11 protein-coding genes are annotated in these 18,217 nt (G+C 53.1%); 1 reads left to right on the top strand and 10 read right to left on the bottom strand.

Annotation, left to right across the window (positions count from 1 at the left end; translation table 11 throughout):
- Positions 1-194 precede the first annotated feature (194 nt).
- From amaB to RIC19_RS16400, 6 genes are all read right to left on the bottom strand, one after another.
- Positions 195-1,724, bottom strand: coding sequence for an L-piperidine-6-carboxylate dehydrogenase (gene amaB / locus RIC19_RS16425; RefSeq protein ID WP_350179430.1), 1,530 nt, complete (start codon positions 1,722-1,724; stop codon positions 195-197).
- A 25-nt stretch (positions 1,725-1,749) separates the two neighbouring features.
- On the bottom strand, positions 1,750-3,519 hold the full coding sequence (gene aspS, locus RIC19_RS16420) for an aspartate--tRNA ligase (RefSeq protein ID WP_350179429.1): 1,770 nt from the start codon (positions 3,517-3,519) through the stop codon (positions 1,750-1,752).
- Positions 3,520-3,802: 283 nt separating this feature from the next.
- Positions 3,803-4,447, bottom strand: a complete 645-nt coding sequence (locus RIC19_RS16415) for a hypothetical protein (RefSeq protein ID WP_350179428.1) — start codon at positions 4,445-4,447, stop codon at positions 3,803-3,805.
- Between the two features lie 87 nt (positions 4,448-4,534).
- A complete protein-coding gene (locus RIC19_RS16410) occupies positions 4,535-5,089 on the bottom strand; it encodes a hypothetical protein (RefSeq protein WP_350179427.1) in 555 nt (184 codons plus the stop codon).
- Positions 5,090-5,160: 71 nt separating this feature from the next.
- Positions 5,161-8,178 carry a fibronectin type III domain-containing protein gene (locus RIC19_RS16405; protein ID WP_350179426.1) on the bottom strand — a complete coding sequence of 1,006 codons (3,018 nt, stop codon included), beginning with the start codon at positions 8,176-8,178 and terminating at the stop codon, positions 5,161-5,163.
- 151 nt (positions 8,179-8,329) lie between these two features.
- Complete coding sequence (locus RIC19_RS16400; protein ID WP_350179425.1) at positions 8,330-9,736, bottom strand: hypothetical protein; 1,407 nt, start codon at positions 9,734-9,736, stop codon at positions 8,330-8,332.
- Between the two features lie 114 nt (positions 9,737-9,850).
- Between RIC19_RS16400 and RIC19_RS16395 the strand changes: the two genes are divergently transcribed.
- Positions 9,851-12,256: an APC family permease gene (locus RIC19_RS16395; protein ID WP_350179424.1), complete on the top strand. Its 2,406-nt coding sequence runs from the start codon at positions 9,851-9,853 to the stop codon at positions 12,254-12,256.
- A gap of 440 nt (positions 12,257-12,696) precedes the next feature.
- Here RIC19_RS16395 and RIC19_RS16390 read toward each other — a convergent pair whose 3' ends face one another.
- From RIC19_RS16390 to RIC19_RS16375, 4 genes are all read right to left on the bottom strand, one after another.
- Positions 12,697-13,188, bottom strand: a complete 492-nt coding sequence (locus tag RIC19_RS16390; protein WP_350179423.1) for a hypothetical protein — start codon at positions 13,186-13,188, stop codon at positions 12,697-12,699.
- 408 nt (positions 13,189-13,596) lie between these two features.
- Complete coding sequence (locus RIC19_RS16385) at positions 13,597-14,811, bottom strand: metal-dependent hydrolase (RefSeq protein ID WP_350179422.1); 1,215 nt, start codon at positions 14,809-14,811, stop codon at positions 13,597-13,599.
- A gap of 244 nt (positions 14,812-15,055) precedes the next feature.
- Complete coding sequence (locus RIC19_RS16380; RefSeq protein ID WP_350179421.1) at positions 15,056-16,582, bottom strand: OmpP1/FadL family transporter; 1,527 nt, start codon at positions 16,580-16,582, stop codon at positions 15,056-15,058.
- A gap of 131 nt (positions 16,583-16,713) precedes the next feature.
- Positions 16,714-18,159 carry a hypothetical protein gene (locus tag RIC19_RS16375; RefSeq protein WP_350179420.1) on the bottom strand — a complete coding sequence of 482 codons (1,446 nt, stop codon included), beginning with the start codon at positions 18,157-18,159 and terminating at the stop codon, positions 16,714-16,716.
- Positions 18,160-18,217: the final 58 nt, after the last annotated feature.

The following is an 18,217-nucleotide window of genomic DNA, read 5'->3' as shown; positions in this document are numbered from 1 at the left end:
TTCGTTTTTAGAGCGTGTTGGGACTTTTGTCTTCTAGTCGAAAACTAACAATTTTTTGGTTAGACGAGGCACGAAAACTGGAGTTTAGCCTTAGCTAAATAGCCTGTCCCGCAGTTTGCGGGAAGGATTTTCGGGACGAAGTATAAGCAAAAAAGTGTAGTTTGCAGGCCGATTACTAAAGTCCCAACACGCTCTTAATCCAGGTCAAACTTAATACCCTGCGCCAACGGCACCTCCGTGCTGTAGTTGATGGTATTGGTCTGACGGCGCATGTAGGCTTTCCAGGCGTCTGAGCCACTTTCACGGCCGCCGCCGGTTTCTTTCTCACCACCGAAAGCGCCGCCAATTTCCGCACCGCTTGTACCGATATTGACGTTGGCAATACCACAGTCAGAGCCCGCATGGGAGAGGAAACGCTCTGCTTCCCGCAGGTCGTTGGTCATAATGGCAGAAGACAATCCCTGTGGCACTTCGTTGTGGTAGGCAATCGCCTCGTCCATATCCTTATACTTGATGAGGTAGAGGATAGGCGCGAAAGTCTCCGTATGCACAGTTTTATAATCGTGCTCCGCTTCCACGATGCAAGGCTTCACATAGCAGCCGCTCTCGTAGCCGGCTCCTTCGAGTACGCCGCCTTTAACGAGTAGTTTGCCTCCTTCTTTCTGAACAGACTCAATGGCATTGAGGTAGTTCTGAACGGCATCTTTATCGATAAGTGGGCCCACGTGGTTGTGTTCATCCAGCGGATTGCCGATGCGCAGCTGGCCATAAGCCTTAGTCATCTTTTCCTTCACCTCACCGAAGAGGCTTTCGTGCACAATCAGGCGGCGGGTGGAAGTACAACGCTGCCCGGCCGTGCCTACCGCACCAAAGAGGGCACCCGTAAGTACGACGTTGGTGTCGGCGCTTGGCGTTACGATGATGGCGTTGTTGCCACCCAGTTCCAGAATAGTCTTACCCAGGCGGCCAGCTACTTCAGCAGCCACGATTTTGCCCATTCGGGTACTACCGGTTGCAGAAATCAGGGGCACGCGGTGGTCTTTGGTCATCAGTTCGCCTACCTTATAATCACCGTTGATGATACAACTGACGCCTTCCGGTACGTTGTTTTCTTTCAGGACGTCACGCAGCAGGTTTTGGCAGGCCACTGAGCAGAGCGGCGACTTCTCAGAAGCTTTCCATACGGTCACATCGCCACAAATCAGTGCGAGCATGGAATTCCAGGACCAAACAGCTACCGGGAAGTTGAAGGCAGAAATAATGCCTACAATGCCCAGCGGGTGGTACTGCTCGTACATGCGGTGGCTCGGGCGCTCCGAGTGCATCGTCAGGCCATACAGCTGACGGGACTGCCCCACGGCAAAGTCGCAGATGTCAATCATCTCCTGTACTTCACCCCAGCCTTCCTGCAGGCTTTTGCCCATTTCGTAGGAAACGAGGCGGCCGAGTGCTGCCTTATGCTCGCGCAGTTTCAGGCCATACTGCCGTACAATTTCGCCCCGGGCAGGAGCAGGCATTGTGCGCCAGGTTTTGAAGGCTTTCTGAGCCGTCGTAATCACTTGCTCGTACTCGTCGCGGGTCGTTTGGCTCACCTTGCCGATGAGCTTGCCGTCTACCGGGGAGTAGGACTCGATGTACTGGCCGGAGTCCATGGCTTTTTGTCCGGTGCTGGTACCGGCGTTTTCAGTATGCAGTCCAAGTTCTTGGAGGAATTTGGTATCCATAGTTATAATTTGGTTTTATCTTATTCTACGCTTCAATTTGCTTTTGTGCCAGGTACAACTCATCGAGCTGCTCCTGATGGACCGGTGCCGGGGCATCAATCATCATATCGCGGCCCATGTTGTTTTTCGGGAAAGCGATGAAATCGCGGATGGAGCTCTGCCCGTTCATCACCGCACAGAGGCGGTCGAAGCCGAAGGCAATGCCACCGTGCGGAGGCGCACCGTACTCAAAGGCGCCCATCAGGAAGCCAAACTGAGCTTCTGCTTCTTCGGGCGTAAAGCCGAGCAGCTTGAAGTTGCGCTCTTGCAGCTTGCGGTCGTGGATACGAATAGAGCCTCCACCGATCTCCGAACCGTTGATCACCAAGTCATAGGCATCGGCGCGCAGGGATTTCATCGTCTCGTGGTCACCGTCCAGCATCCGGGCGATGTCATCCTTCTTTGGAGAAGTGAACGGGTGGTGCATGGCGTAAAAGCGCTCGGTCTCTTCGTCCCATTCGAGCAGCGGGAAGTCGACCACCCATAGGGGCTTGAAGTCGCCTTCCTTCATCAGGCCTAGTCTACGGCCCATTTCCAGGCGAAGCTCATTGAGCTGCTTGCGGGTTTTGTCGGTCTCTCCAGCCATGACCAGCATCAGGTCGCCCGGTTTGGCGCCCGTTTTGTCTGCCCAGGCTTTGAGGGCTTCCGCTGAGAAAAACTTATCGACAGAAGACTTGAAGGTACCGTCTTCGTTGTATTTTACGTAAACCAAGCCCTTTGCCCCAATCTGTGGGCGCTGTACCCATTTGGTGAGCTCGTCCACTTGCTTGCGGGAGTATCCGGCGCAACCTTCTGCGACGATGCCTACCACAAGCTCGGCACTGTCAAATACCACAAAACCTTGGTTCTGCGCAACGTCATTCAGTTCTGTGAATTCCATGCCAAAGCGCAGGTCAGGCTTATCCGAACCGAAACGGCGCAGGGCTTCGTCGTAAGACATGCGTGGGAATTCAGGCAGTTCAATGCCCTTCAGAGCTTTGAAAAGATGGTGGGTCAGGCTTTCAAAGGTATTAAGGACCTGCTCCTGCGTCACAAACGCCATCTCGCAGTCAATCTGTGTGAACTCCGGCTGCCGGTCGGCGCGCAGGTCTTCGTCCCGGAAGCACTTCACAATCTGGAAGTACTTGTCAAAGCCGGAGACCATCAGGATTTGCTTAAAGGTCTGTGGGCTCTGCGGCAGGGCGTAAAACTGCCCGGGGTTCATACGGGAAGGTACGACAAAGTCGCGTGCCCCTTCGGGTGTGCTCTTGATGAGAAAAGGGGTCTCGATTTCGAGGAAGCCTTCGTCTGCCAGGTGCTTGCGCGTTTCAATGCCCAGGCGGCTGCGGAACATGATATTTTCCTGTACCGGCCCACGGCGCAGGTCCAGATAACGGTACTTCATGCGCAGGTCATCGCCCCCGTCGCTTTCAGCCTCAATGGTAAAGGGAGGGACCTTGGAAGCATTCAGGATGCTCAGCTCGGTGACTTCGATTTCCACTTCACCGGTTGGGATTTTATCGTTTTTGGAGGTCCGCTCGGCCACTTTACCTTTGGCTTGCAGCACAAATTCGCGGCCTACTTCCCGGGCTTTGGCCAGCAATTCAGGGGAAGAAATATCTTCATTGAAGAGCAGCTGCGTGACGCCGTAGCGGTCGCGCAGGTCAATGAAAACCATATAGCCTTTGTCGCGCACAGTTTGTGCCCACCCGCTTAGAGTGATTTCCTGGCCGACATGTGTGATGCGGAGCTCCCCGCAGGTATGAGTACGGTACATGCGTTGTATTTTTTGAAGCCACAAAAGTAAGGAATTTACGGGGGCTGTCCTATTGGAGGGTACAGTATTCTTGGTTTTTGACCTGCTTGAGGTTAGGCTGCCTTGGAATGTAAAGGCCGGTAGTCAGTAGCTGATTATCTGCTTAGCCTTGGTTTGCCAGTCAATCGGGTGGAATGAGTAGGGAAAGGTGCATTAGAGCCGGTAGCAGAAAACAGCACAGCAACCGGCAGAGCCAAAAACCGCCGTGTGGAAATCCGCTTATTACTATCGGATAGGTAAGGCGCTACCTGCCATCGCCGGGACGTGCGTACAGTACGCCCATTTGCTGATAAGGCGGATAGATGATGGAGAAGTCTGCCTGATGCACAAGCTGCCCGGATTGTATAAGCCTGCCTTCAAAAACGATGGTGTGGCTGTTGTCGGCACAATGAAAATCCTTGACCGGACGGAAATTCTCCAGATATTGGACCTCTGTAAGCTTGGGGTTGTCTGCTAGTTGGCCACTACAGGGTACTTTGAGCGCTGTTACTTCGTCTACCTGCCGATCGACCGGATAACTCACGAGTGCTACCTCTCCCATTTCCTGATCCTCAAGAGGATCACCGAGTATGAAGGAATAGCGGGCGGGGACAAACCCCTGCTTCAAAACATAAACATAGGTCTCCCGGTTAGGTACGCCTCTGAATTCAGTGTTCAGTACACCTCCCAATCCCAAAATACAGGAATGGTGATTGGGGTTTTTATCAAAATCCGAAATCAGCTCACGCTTCTGTGTGATGTACACCTGAGCACCGGCCGGATTACCATAGATGCCTTCGAATTTACCATTGATGACGTAAGAAGTTTCGCCCGGGTTGAGCGCGGAGAAGATAATCCAGGCTGCCACCAGCAATACCGTAACCGTGAGGAGGGAGTGTTTCGAAGTCATTGGGATATTCAGTTTAGCGTATGGTTTTTAGGTGCAAGGTCATAATATACTGGAAACCAGGCATAATATCAAGATTCAAACGCAATTTCAGTTTGGAATTGGTGTGGATGGGACATTTTTAACACTTGTGAGGTTAAAATGCTGAATGTTCCCGCGGGTGTGCTCATTGTCGGGGACAGCGACCTGATTGAAGTACTGCCGCACATAATCCTCCTTTTCGATCGTCAGGTTGACGGTGGTTTGTGCTTTGGGAATCGTGATGCAAATTCGGAAATACCCGCTTGTGTTAGAAATGTGCTTCCATTTAGGGTCCCCTTCGATAAAAACGGTTGCGCCTTCCACACCTGTACCTTCGTACGTGTCGAGTACAAACCCATCAATGCAAACTTCATGGAAGTTGCGTTTGCGGTCTTTCGCATCCTGAATACGGTCATAAACGATGTAACCACCCATGAAGAAGATGATCAGGCCTATCGCCCAGAAGATGAAGGTGGCCGAATACCCGACAAGGCGTTTGCGGAGCTCTGCTTTAAGCTCTTGCCCAAAGGGCTTTGGCGCATCCTCTTGCTCTGCCTCCGCCGGCTTGGTTGTATTGGGCGTTCGCCAGCCCATGCGTTCGAAAAAGTGGCGGAGCTTGCTCATAGATTAGTTCACTTTCTAATAAAAACGGAACCAGTATTGATTTGGTTCCGGAGCAAGCTCCGCCTATTTGGCTAGGGTCTTTTGTACACCAGCCGCTTCGTAACCGGTGCCAGCCCTTCCTGTTGTACAGTTACAAAAAGTACCGCCGCCGGGATATTCAGCGCATCCAGGTCAATGGTCAGCTCAGGTGCAGTGGTCACTGTTTGGTAAAGCACCCGGCCTACCGCACTGCGCACTACGATGTTGCCTGTGCGGTCGCCCCATCCTTGCAGGGATAGCGTAAAGCTGCCCGAAGTGGGGTTGGGGAAAAGTTCAAACCCTGTCTCAGTAAACCTATTGCGGGTCGGGTCACTGAGGATGACCGTGGGGCCGACAATAAAATTGGAGTTTTCACCTTCGCACAGGGCACGTACCCGCCACTGTACCGTTGATGCGGTGGGCAGGTTACTTGCGGTGTAGCTGTTGTTCCCAATGTCGATAGAGACCGGGTTGCTTCCTGCCGGACGGTACTGCAGCCGGTAAGCATTCGCTCCGGCAACCACATTCCAGGAGAACTGAGCGGCGGTATTGGAGAGGGCTACCGCATTGAGGTTAACGGGATCTGTGCAGCCTTCATCCAGGTCGCAGATCATATTGTTGTTGGTGTCAATCAAGGTGCCGGTGCAGTTGCAGTCCGCGCCGTAGGTGTCATTCTCCGTGCATTCGTCCCCGTCATTGCAGCTCGCTCCAATCAGATTGTCATCGAAGCCCGGGCACTGATCATCAGCATTGCATACGCCATCGTTGTCATCATCCGGACAAGCGCCTGAGGTCGTGGTGAAGGACTCGGTTTCAGACCAGGGGGACGCCTCGTTACTGCACAAAGCCTGTACCCGCCAGAGATAGGAGGTTCCGGCGCTTAAGCCACTGACCAGCCGGGTATTGCCGGTAACGTTCAAGCTCAGCAGCTCGCTGAAGGGAGCGCCTTGCTCCAGGTACTGCAACTCATAGCCACTGGCTGCCGATACCGGGCTCCAGCTGAGCAGGGCGCTGCTGCTTGTCAGGTTATTGGCTTGGAGGTCAACCGGTGCGGTACAGCCTGCTTCGTCCAGATCGCAAATGTTATTGTTGTTATCGTCGATGAGTGTGCCGGCACAGTTGCAATCACTACCATAGGTGTCATTTTCGGTACAGTTATCTCCATCATCACAGGCGGTACCAATGAGGTTGTCATCAAAACCAGGGCATTGGTCGTCGGCATCGCAGATCCCATCACCGTCGCTATCGGGGCATACCGGGGACTGTGTAGTGAAAGGAAGCCCTGTGATGTAGCGGGAATTACCATTGCTGCATTGCGTACGTACCTGCCATTGATGGTTGGTAGCTGGTAACAGTCCCGTGAGCGTGTGGATATTCGAGGGTACGTCTACGGTAATCAGGCTGCCCCCGTCTGGCATATAGCGGATACGATAGCTGATTGCATTCGGCACCGCAGACCAGGAGAGGGTGGCGCTGGTTGTCGTGACATTAGAAACGGCAAGGTTAGCAGGGTCATCACAGCTCAGAATGCAGGGTGTACAATCGGGTCCGCCACAGTCCACGCCAGTTTCGGCTCCGTTTTGGATGCCGTCACTACAGCTGGAGCAGGGCGCACAATCGGGGCCACCGCAGTCTACGCCGGTTTCCGCACCGTTTTGGAGGCCATCCTCGCAAGTGGGTGCAGGCGGGTCTGTACAAAAGGAGGTACTTTCTGAGCTGGAGAAGGCACCGCCTGAAGCGATTACCGCCCCGTTCCCATCCGTCAGGGTGTAAGAACCATTGCCATAGGAGCAGCAGATGCCGTCGCCGTAGGAGTCGTTGATAGTGAATGTGAAGTTGCCTGTGCTCAGGTTGATGTTTTCAGTGAGGGTGGCGCCATCGGGCTGATTGCTGTAAGGGCCGCCGGAAGCAATAGTGGCGCCCAGGTTATCGGTGATTGCCCAGCTAGTCTCTTCCGGGTAGTTGTCCAGGGTGATTGAGAGGGTCAGGGCAGGATTATTACAGGGGCAGGCGTTGCAGAAGGAGCCGCCGCAGTCTATGCCCTCTTCGTCCCCGTTTTGGATGTCGTCGTCACAGGTTGGTGGAGTGGCCGGGCCGCAGGCTGTAGAGTTGAGGAGGCTGGTGCGAAACCCACCGGGCTCAAAGAGCGCCCGCATGCGGGCTTTTTGCCCCAGTGTAAAGAGGTTCATGCACCCGTCATCGGAGTAGTCCATGTAGTTTTGGAACATATCGGGCAGGTCGCCAGACCCTTCGTTACAGCTGTTGGGACCGGGGAAAGAGCAGGAGCCACCGGTATAATTAGGGCCGCCGGCTCTTGGCGTGTCCCCTACCTGATCATCCACATTACAGTTGCCATCGCCCCAAATGTGCCGCAGGTTGAGGTAGTGCCCAACCTCGTGGGTAGCAGTACGGCCGAGGTCAAAGGGTGGGGTCGCAGTACCGATGGTGCCGAAGTAGAGGTAGTCCACCACGATGCCATCGGTGCTGGCCGGCCCACCAGGGAACTGTGCGTACCCCAGAATGCCACCACTGATATCGCATACCCAGACGTTCATGTAATCACTGGCTGGCCAGGCATTTTTTCCACCGCTGGAGGAGAACTTGACGGTATTGTTGGTGCCAAAAGAGTTGTTAGAAGTTTGGGTTCGGGTTACGCCGTCCGTTGGATTGCCCTGCGGGTCTACCGTAGCCAGGCAAAACTCAATTTCTGAATCGGCGGCGACGCCCTGGAAATCATTTGGTGTTTGTGCAGCATCTCCATTGAGCCGGCGGAAGTCTTCATTGAGCACATCAATCTGGCTTTGGATTTGCGCCATGCTGATGTTCTCACTGTTGGTATTGTAGACTACGTGCACTACTATTGGTATCGTGATCGTCCCGTTTACCGAGCGCAGAGCGGGCTGCGCCAGCATTTTGGCGGTATGTTTTTCAATCTGCTGCCTGTTCTCTTCGTATTTCGGATATTGCTGTTGCTGCCATTCCAGGTGTTCGGTGGCACCGCAGTTGCGCTGTGCCTGCACGCTCAGGGAGAGGAGTAGCAGGGCAAAAAAGGGTAAAAATACTTGCTTCATACTTAGCTGTTTTGTGTGATGTTAAGCGACGAGCGATTAATAAGAGCGTGTTGGGGCTTTATTACTTGATCTAATGCCGTAACCCGGTTTTTGTTACAAGCAAACGGTTGGAGAAACAGTCTTCCACCATGACTGTTGGGGCATTTTGTAACTATTTGTCGGCTGGTAAACTTTTATAAAGGCCATCACCGATGGGGAAGTAGTCAGGGTTCAGCGCCTCTGCGGGGTAAGTTTTAAAGGGGGTAATAAATACGGAGTCCTGTTTGAGTTCTTTTTCGAAGGGTTTCAAATCGGGGTGCACCAGAAGGGTCCGTACCTGCTGCCCGTTCGTTTGGGCATTGGAAATGAGCAGGCTCTCGTAAGGCACGCCCCACGACATCAGCAGGGTGTCCATGGGGGCTTCACGTTCAGTGAGGTAAAACCGGTTGCCGGTTTCAGGTGTGGCTATGGCTTGCTCCACCCACCGCCAGCGCGCCTCGAAGGGCTTGTGGTGGAGCGCGATAGCTACGAGGCGGAACGCGAGCAGCCCGGCCAACAGGTAAGCCCGTTGCTGTTTTTTCATCAATGGGGCCATTTCGAAAAGGAAGGGGACCCCAACGAAAATACTCAGCGCCATGTAGTTGACTTCCACGTAGAACCGGTGTTCTGATTCGGGCGAACCAATATGCAGCAGCATGAGGTAGCCAAAGCACGTCAGCCAGACGAGGCCCAGCTTCAGCCAGTGCCGGCGGTAGACGTAAAAGAGGGTAAGGGCGAGGAGCAATAGCGGAAAGCCGTACCAGATGGTCAGCGCATTACTGAGGAATTTGCCATGAGCGGGCAGGTCAAAGTAGTTGGGGAAGTACTTCCACAGGTTGTCGGAGAAGGAGCTGTACTTGGCGTTGTCGTACCAATTGGCTGAAAGCCACGACTTTGCCCCTTGCACGATCGCCATGAAACCTGCCAGTGCCCAGTAGGCCCATCCTTGTATTTTTGCACGAAAGTGCAGCCCGAAGTAGGCCCACAGGAAATAAAAAGAGATGAAAATCAGGGGGTGGTAGTAGGCCAGTGCTACGACTGAAAAGGCGCTCAGTGCCCACATCCACGGCTTTTCCTGCCTGGGGTAGCGCAGCCAGTAGGCAAAAAAGACGAGCACCGCCCCAAGCCCCTGTTGTTGCTCGGAGGTAGCCCAGTAGAAGGCGTCATACACGATCAGCGTGTACAAGAGCACGATAGCCCAGCCCAGGAAATCATTGCGGAGCACCCGCACCGTCACGGTATAAAACATCAGGAACAAGAGCGGGAAAGAGACGGAGTACAGCAGCGAAATAACTTCCACAGGCGCTCCCAGTTTGATGGCGCTCAGGGGCAGCAATTGAACCAGGGCAGAACCAAAACGGTTGACCATCACTTGAACCGTTCCGTCATTGATCATCAAAAAAGTCTGGAAGGCAATATCCAACATCCACGCCCGCTCCCGGTAGAATACGCCCGCAAGGACCAAAAGCCCGATCATGCCCAGGTAGCCAAGGCGGCGCGGGGCAGGGGTCTCAAACTGGAAAAAGCTGGGCTGCTGCATGCGGCAAATATAAGGCCTTTTGTTTGACGAGAGCCCGAACAAGCGTCTACAGCAGGAAACAAACTTGGCAAACTTCCGGACAAGGAGTATATTGACCAGCAAAGTACACACCCAATGAGCACAATTGCCCGTAAGTTTGGCACAGCACCTGTTTTTTTTACCGCTATCTCTACGATCCTGGGCGCAGTGATGTTCCTTCGTTTTGGCTTCGCTGTAGGTCAGGTCGGGCTCCTGGGTACGATCGCTATTATCCTCATCGGGCATGCGGTGACGATCCCAACCGCTATGGCCATCGCAGAAATTGCGACCAATCAAAAGGTAGAAGGTGGGGGAGAATACTACATCATTTCCCGGTCCTTTGGCCTGGTCATTGGGTCCTCTATCGGGATCGCCCTGTATTTTTCTCAGGGCATTAGTGTGGCGTTCTACATCATTGCCTTCGCAGAAGCTTTCACGCCCCTGATCGAATACCTCAAAGAGACCTACCACTTTTCGCCTGCGGTGGAGTGGCTGCTGGATAAGAAGCAAACGGTCAGTATTCCGGCGTTGATAGGGCTGACCATTGTGGTGCTTTCCAAGGGGGCCGACCTGGGCGTCAAAATGCTGTATTTTGTCGTTGCTACCCTGGGCATTGCGCTGATCGCCTTCTTTGTGGGGCAGACGGAGTATGCAGAAACTACGCCACTTGACCCGTTTGCCAATATTCAGTCCTATCAGGAGCCCGTAGCCGGGCCGGTACAGCCGGCTATCGATTCTGCCACTCTGCCCCTTGAGTTGGATACCCCCGCGAACCCCGTGGCCCCCAGCCCTAATGTACCGGAGTTGCGGCAGGCGCCTTCCGGGCCGTTGCCACAGGAAAATACGACTTCTCCTATTGTGGTCCTGAGTTTCTTCTCCGTTTTCGCCATTATTTTCCCCGCCTTCACAGGGATGACAGCGGGTGTAGGCCTTTCCGGTGATTTGCAAAACCCCGGGCGGTCCATACCGCTCGGTACACTGGCCGGTACCCTGACGGGCATGGTGGTCTATGTCTTCATCGCTTATAAACTGGCTGTTTCTGCCAGCCCGGAGGACCTGGCGGATACCAGCCGGCTGGTCATGGGAGATATCGCCTGGCAAGGGTGGTGGCTGGTGCCGGTGGGGCTGGCTGCCGCCACGATCTCTTCAGCCATTGGCTCTATTCTGGTGGCTCCAAGGACGTTGCAAGCTATTGCCCGGGATCAGTTGATCCCTTCAAAGCTGGTCAACTTCTGGCTGTCGAGGGGCAGAGGGAAGAACGATGAGCCTTTCAATGCCACGGTGGTGACCGTGGTGGTGGCTTTTGTCTTCATCATGATGGGCGGACTGGATGCGGTAGCAGAAATTATCTCCATGTTTTTTATGGTGACCTACGGCTCCCTGTGCCTGATTTCCTTTCTGCAGCATTTCGCTGCCGACCCTTCCTACCGGCCCACTTTCCGCTCGCGCTGGTACATTTCTTTGTTTGGCGCGATTGCCTGTTTCGGGCTGATGTTCTTTATGAATGCAGGCTACGCCATTATGGCCCTGTTGTTTATGGTCGGTATGTACCTGTTGGTCAGCCGCTTTAACCCGGACAAGAAAAACATCGCGATTATCTTCCAGGGCGTGATCTTCCAGATTAGCCGGCAATTGCAGGTGTTTTTGCAGAAAGCAGACAAAGAGCAGACCGGGAGCTGGCGCCCTTCCGCAGTGTGTATTTCCGAGCACTCCTTCGACCGCCTGGCTGCTTTTGACATGCTCCGGTGGATTGCCCAGCGGTATGGCTTCGGTACATACATCCACAAAATCAATGGCTACCTGTCCCGCAGTACTTATCAGGAGGCCAGCACGGCCAAGGTGCGCCTGATTAAAATGGCCGAGGCGAGCGATAGCAATATCTACATTGATACCCTGACCAGCCCTTCCTACACCTCGGCTGTGGCGCAGGTGATTCAGCTGCCGGGGATCTCGGGCACGGAAAACAACCTGTTGCTGGTCGAGTTCAGCAAATTGCAACCCAACAACCTTGAGGATATTGTCGACAACTTCAAGCTGATCAAGTCAGTTGATTTTGACCTGGTGATTCTGGGCAGCACGGAGCGGGGCTACGGCCTTAAGCAGGGCATTCACATCTGGATTACCTCTAATGACTACGAAAACGCCAATCTGATGATTCTGCTGGGTTATATCATTCTGGGCCATCAGGAGTGGAGCCGCGGCCACATCAAAATCTTTGCCCTCTATCCGGAAGATAACGTCGAAGAAGAGCGGGAACGCTTATCGTCCCTGATTGAAGCCGGGCAACTGCCGATTTCCAAGCACAACATAGAGGTCATTCCACGCAAACCGGATATTGACCCCAAAGTCATCATCAATGAGAAATCTAAAGATGCTGATCTGACCATCATTGGCTTCCGCGACGGCCCGGTCCGGCATCAGGGCGCTGAGCTTTTCAAGGGGTACGAGGAGATCGGGAATACGTTGTTTATCAATGCCGCCTCGCAGATACGGATTAAGTAGCGGGCACCATAATGCTGGTGTTATCGTTTTGCTTAGAGCTTGTTGGGATTTCACCCTTTGGGCTGCTCTTGCCAAATTTCGTCCTGCTCTTCGTTGCTCTTCAGTCACTTAGCTAAGGCTATGCTCCCTCATCACGCCTCGATCAGAACAAAATTTGGCTACGTTCGTTCCAAAAGCAAAATTCCAACAAGCTCTAATTGAAATGCCGTGTAGTCGAATGGAGTTGCTTTGCTATTGGGGTCAGCAGGTAGGGCCTTCTTTTCGGATCCACATGAAAAACTGAGCAGTAATAGCAAATAACAGAAAAGTGCTCTATTCATAAATTTCTTTTTTGCTCTTCGGAGCCACGCCTTGTATTTGTTGAAGTATGGATGAGCAAAGCGCCAGCCCTCGATTGCTTGCTAACATGGTATCTGGTAAAGATAGGCGCTTCCTCTACCTTACTGGGTATTGATAAAAGTATCTTCAAAGGTTTTTATCCACGCTCCATTGATCAGCTTTTCTCCATATTCAACAAAGCCTCCCTCGGGTGTTCCACCGAAAAAGAACCGCGTCTTCTCGTCTCGCCATACGATGAGTTGTCCCTCTTTAAATTCCGCGGGATAAACAGCAGCCCCATCCCTTGAAAAGCGGTGGTAATAATATTTTTGATCCTCTTCATGGTAAGTAATGATCGTACGGAGTTGCAAAAACTCAGTGTTCAGCTCAACGACCAAAATGCTTTTGTTAAGGTCGTAGGAAATCTTTTCGTAGGCCGCGCACTGCCTGGTTACCACCCCATTTTCATAGATTTTTGAGGTGCCCACCCATTCTCCGACCAGGAAGCTGAGTTGTTCCATCTTTTCCTGCTTGAGATTTTGGGCAAAAACGGGATGGCACAGCAAACATATTACAGCACCGCAGAAAATTTTGGAAGCCTTTCGGTATTTCATTTTTGTTCTTTTAATGGTTCCAGGAAGCACCCAGGGCTAGTACATACAGCGTCAAAAGACCAGTTGTTATTAATCCAATTATTGCAATGCCCAATATGAATTTGGCTAATCCATTTTTCTTGTTTTTCATCAACTAGATCTTGTTGGTCAAACACGCCCTCAAATACTGCATGGGATCTCAGTGGTTGTCTTATCACCCGTGATCAAGTCCATTTCGGCACTGATGCATGCATTATCTTCAATGCTCACATTTTAAGGGCCAATTGGTTTGACAACTCTGCACCCTTGAACATACTTCAAATAACTTGAAATAAGGGATTCGGCAATTTCTATTTTCTTTCTCTCTGAAAATACAAAAGCCTGTTCATTTCCAGTCCGGCTTTTTATGCCCTGCCACAAAAGCGCTTCCTACTTCCGCCCCATCATCCGGTTCCACAGCTTACTGAACGCTTTGTCCATATCCCGGGGCTGCTCCCTGCCCTGACGGGCGTGCCATTCCCCATCCTCATCCTGCTCCAGAATGAAGTGGAAGACAAAGTCGGAAGGTTCATCGAAAGACTGATTCAGAGAGCCAAAGCGCAGGTCGTTGTACTGCAGGGCTGTATCGCCCCGCTCGAATACGCAGTAATAGCCATCCGAAAACCATTGCAGGACTTCTAAATCACGGCTGCCTTCAGCGGGGTCCAATAATTCATGCCGTTTGGGAATGACGGTGAAGTCTTCAAAAACGGCCTCCTCATCCAGGATAGAGTACATGCTGTGGTAGTAAGCGGTGTCTCCCTCGGCAATGCCCTGCCAGAGCAGGTTGTTGAGAATGGTCGGGGCAGTCATGTAGCGCTCGTAGGGGATGTCTTCCCGTTGGAGTGAAGCTTCGAAAGTCTGGTTGATGTGCCATTTGTTGGCAAAGGTGAAGGCAAGGTACAGACTGCTTACGACCAGGCCGGCGGTATTGAGACGGGTGCGCAGCGCCTGCCGTTTTCTGCCCGCAATAAAGGCAGCCAGCAGGAGTAGCAGAAAGGGCAAAGTATAAGCCGGGTCCGCTACTGAAATATTATTGAACGCCACCCGGTAGTCCCAGAACGGCCGGAAGAGCTGCGTACCGTAGGTGGTACAGGCATCAAGCAGCGGATGGGTAAAAATTGCCCAGAAGAACAACCAGCTCCAGTCGCGCCAGGTCGCCGCCCAGGGGTGGTCCGTAGTGCCCCGGATGGCCTGCACAGCCCAGCTGAACAGGGGAAAGAAAAGAATGGCCGCTGTAATCGCACCAGCCACTTTAAGAATCTCCAGGGGCGGGGCGGGCATCGTCACGGAGCCGAGGGCAATCATCAGAAAGATAAGGGCGGTGGACAGCCCCAGCGCCTGCCCAATACGCTGCTGTTTGTAAATATGGTAGACCAGCCCACCCAACACAATGGGCGCCAGTGCGGCAAAGGCAAAGGAATGCGTGATCGCCCGGTGGAAAGCCAGCGCACTGATCTCATCGGTGACCATATTGGCGAATACATCAAGGTCAGGTACGGTACCCCCAATGGCGCCCCAGAGCATGGCCCGGTTACCGACTTTCTTGCCAAGTACTACCTCGCCTACGGCAGCGCCCAGGGTGATTTGTGTAAGTGAGTCCATATCAGCAAACAGGAGCTGCGTGTGCAGCTCCTGTATCGTATTTTTTGGTTACTCCTTACAAACACCCCGATGCGGGGTTAGTTGTTGAGACTATGTTGGGAATTCACCCTTTGGGCTGCATTTGCCAAATTTTATCCTGCACTTCGTTACTCTTCGGTCACTTCCGTACAGATGCTCCTTCATCGCGCCTCGTTCAGAATGAAATTTGACCACATTCGCTCGAAAAGCGAATTCCCTGCAGAGTCTAAAACCACCGAAAGCCAAGGGTAAATACAATCTGTCCCAGATTGGACTGCTGTTCCACCAGTTGCTCGGGCGCATCAAAGGTAAGGTAAGGCGTATACAAAGCTTCATTCATCTGACGGCGATAGGCCATATCGAGGAAGAAGGTCTTCTTGTGCAGCCCCACACCTGCGCTGATGATGCTGTTGGTCGTATCATCACCCTGTAATGGCGATTGCTGCAGGGTGTAGCCGGCCCGTACCCGGAATTGGTCATAGGCGTACTCACCGCCCAGGCGCAGATTCCAGGCGCTCGTCAGTTCGTCGGCAATAATGGTATTTACTGCGCGTTCGGCATCACCAAAGCCATCGTAGCGGAATTGGTTCTCTCCGTAGTTCAGGTACTCAATTTCGGCAGAGAGGAAACCGCCCCGAGGGACCCTCACCATCAGCTCCCGGTTGCCATCGGCGGGCTTGAGCGTACCGTTGTTGATGATGAAACCGGCACTGCCGATGAAGCGCCAGGGCGTTTGTAAACGGTACTCAAAACTGCCATCCGGTGATTCGGACGTGAAGTTGAATTCTCCCTCCTGATCGGTATAGTTGTAGCCCATACTGGCCGTGTAGACATCATCCAACCGCATAAAGGTTGGGGAATGTACCGCCAAACCAAGGCGGACCATTTGATTGGCCCGGTAAATCGCGCCTAGTTTCAGATTAATGCCCGTACCGCTGGTGGATAGATTTTCATTATAAGTCAGTGCGTTGAAGAAAGGGATATTTCCTTCTTCTCCCATACCCCGGTCTTCTTCGCGGTACTCCTTGTCTACTTCGTAACGGATGATGGGCACGCCAATCGTACCACCGATCATGAGCCGCTCTTTGTAGTTGCCGGCAAAGGACAAGACAAACTCGTTAATAGCGCCACTGGTAAACACATCCTGCCGTTTGAAGACATCGGCATTTTGTGCGTTATCAAAATCGGAAGAATAAAAATCGTCGTTTCCGATTTGGTATAAGGCGCCTACATCAAAGGCCAGCCCGGATTCAAAGTCATTAAAGCCCACCTCACTGTTGGCCTGCTCCTGAAACCGGTTTACAATAGAGCCCGGCGATTCTCCCTCGTAGTAGAAATCCTGATGGAAATTGGCCAGCCGGTTGACGCCGATCGCGAAGTTGGTCGCCCGCCAGTCGCGGCTGGTATTGGTATTGGCAAACACCACACCGAAGGTATTCAGGTTGAAGTTCGTACGGTTTTCTTCAATGCCGACTCCATTATCGTCATTGAGCAGAGTGGAGGTCGTGCTGGCGTTAAAGACGCCCGGAGAGATGACAAACTCAGACCCCCGGTACCACGCCAGCCCGGCGGGATTGGTGCTCATGACGGAGAAGTCGGACCCCATAGCGCCCATCGCACTGCCTGCTCCGATGGAGCGGGCGGTACCGCCTACCTGAAAGTTGGAAAGGCGCAGCGCGTCCGAAAAATTTTGTGCCCATATCGCTCCGCTAAAGCAGAAAATAAGGGCTGCAAAAGCGATGGTATTCTTCATTGGATTGTTTTTTATAGTCAACAAGATGAGAAAGGGGTAAGTGCGGTGCATAAGAAAAGGGGTGGGACCTTGTCAATCGGTATGCTCCACCCCTTCTCTCTCACTCGTTAAACGAAGTTGTTCAGTCCAGGCTAGTTGCCACGGCTTCGGCTTGAGCTGGAGGACCGGCTACTACTTCCGCTGCTGCGGCTGCTACTACTGCTGCGGCTTGGGGAGGAGTAGCTGCGGCTGCTACTGCTGCTACGGCTCGGCGAAGAATAACTCCGGCTACTGCTTCTGCTTGGAGAAGAATAGCTTCTGCTCGGTGAGCTGCTGTTACTGCGCGGCGTGTAAGAGCGTGAGCTCCGGTTGTTGCTTGGCGAGTAACTGCGGCTGCTGCGTGAGCTGGAATTGCTGCGCGGCGTATAGCTCCGTGAGGAGTTGCTGCGGTCGGAGCGAGGTGTATAAGTACGGTTGCTCCGGCTGCTGCTATTGCTGCGTGGTGTGGAATAGGTCCGCGAGTTGCGGCTATTACCTGAGCCACGGTCGTAGCTGCGAGGCGTACTGCCACTACGATCGTAAGTGCCAGTGCTGCGCGGCGCATTGTAGTCGCGCGGCGTTGCCGTACGGTTACGGGTAGAAGTCCGTGGTGCATCGCTCCGGCTGGTTACGGCTCTCGAACGCTCCGGCGTTACGGTAGTCGTAGGGGACCGGTCGTAGGTGCGTGGGCGCTCATAGGTGCGGCTTACCTGCGCTGCGTTAGGATTCTGGTCGCTCCGGCGGTCGGGAGTTGTTTCCGCAGTGCGGGGAGATGCCCCCGCCCGGCTTACCGTTACATCTTTCGGTGTTGCGGTAGTCGGCGTGCGGCCATCCTGCTGCAATCCGATGTCCCGGCGGGCCTGACTTGGCCGGTTAACCGAACCATTGGTACGAGGGCCATAGTAGCTACCCCTGCCATCATTATTGTTGTTGATGGTAACGTTATTGACCGTATTGTAGGCAAATCCATTACCCCAGGTAGGTGGGCAGAAACCAAAGCCACCACCGCCCCATGCATAAGGGTTATTCCAGCTGTTGAAGCCCCAGTCGTTCCATCCCCAGGGGGAGTTCCAGCGGTTGAAGCCCCATGGCGAATTCCAGGAGTTGAAGCCCCACGGACTGCCCCAGCCAAAGGTGTTGCCAAACCCAATACCAATGTTGATGCTCGGTCCGAATCGGTTCCAGCGGTTCCAGCGATTGAACCGGTTCCAGCGCCAGGGCGAATCATAGATCAGCAGGGTGGTGGCAGGGTTAAAGAAAGGATCGAAATAGGCGTAGTCTACATATACCGGGTCGAAGAATCCAAACCCGTGATACGGGCGATGGAAACGCCGGATTCGTGAAGAGTATTCATAATCATAATACTCATCATCGTAGTATTCACCATCCCGGTTTGAATTGGAGGCCGTACTATTGTCATAGCTATTGTTGCCATAATCATAGTAGGCACCATCCGTATCCGGATTATAGTAGAGATCATCGTACTGCGCGCCTATATCGCCCATACCCCAGATTAGGAACAGGGCGATCAAAAAAGGCGATATCTTGTAGCTTTTCATAAAAATTGTTTTTAATGTAATTACCGTTGCGCTCTTATTCTTACAACACGTAATTTAT

It is taken from the genome of Phaeodactylibacter sp. (assembly GCF_040219495.1).
Lineage (GTDB): Bacteria > Bacteroidota > Bacteroidia > Chitinophagales > Saprospiraceae > Phaeodactylibacter.
The sequence above is the reverse complement of the archived record's forward strand: the minus strand, read 5'-3'. Positions and strand labels throughout refer to the sequence as shown.

Excerpts from the sequence above, each read along its gene's own strand:
- amaB (WP_350179430.1), bottom strand. The coding sequence starts at position 1,724 with ATGGATACCAAATTCCTCCAAGAACTTGGACTGCATACTGAAAACGCC.
- aspS (WP_350179429.1), bottom strand. The coding sequence starts at position 3,519 with ATGTACCGTACTCATACCTGCGGGGAGCTCCGCATCACACATGTCGGC.
- RIC19_RS16415 (WP_350179428.1), bottom strand. The coding sequence starts at position 4,447 with ATGACTTCGAAACACTCCCTCCTCACGGTTACGGTATTGCTGGTGGCA.
- RIC19_RS16410 (WP_350179427.1), bottom strand. The coding sequence starts at position 5,089 with ATGAGCAAGCTCCGCCACTTTTTCGAACGCATGGGCTGGCGAACGCCC.
- RIC19_RS16405 (WP_350179426.1), bottom strand. The coding sequence starts at position 8,178 with ATGAAGCAAGTATTTTTACCCTTTTTTGCCCTGCTACTCCTCTCCCTG.
- RIC19_RS16400 (WP_350179425.1), bottom strand. The coding sequence starts at position 9,736 with ATGCAGCAGCCCAGCTTTTTCCAGTTTGAGACCCCTGCCCCGCGCCGC.
- RIC19_RS16395 (WP_350179424.1), top strand. The coding sequence starts at position 9,851 with ATGAGCACAATTGCCCGTAAGTTTGGCACAGCACCTGTTTTTTTTACC.
- RIC19_RS16390 (WP_350179423.1), bottom strand. The coding sequence starts at position 13,188 with ATGAAATACCGAAAGGCTTCCAAAATTTTCTGCGGTGCTGTAATATGT.
- RIC19_RS16385 (WP_350179422.1), bottom strand. The coding sequence starts at position 14,811 with ATGGACTCACTTACACAAATCACCCTGGGCGCTGCCGTAGGCGAGGTA.
- RIC19_RS16380 (WP_350179421.1), bottom strand. The coding sequence starts at position 16,582 with ATGAAGAATACCATCGCTTTTGCAGCCCTTATTTTCTGCTTTAGCGGA.
- RIC19_RS16375 (WP_350179420.1), bottom strand. The coding sequence starts at position 18,159 with ATGAAAAGCTACAAGATATCGCCTTTTTTGATCGCCCTGTTCCTAATC.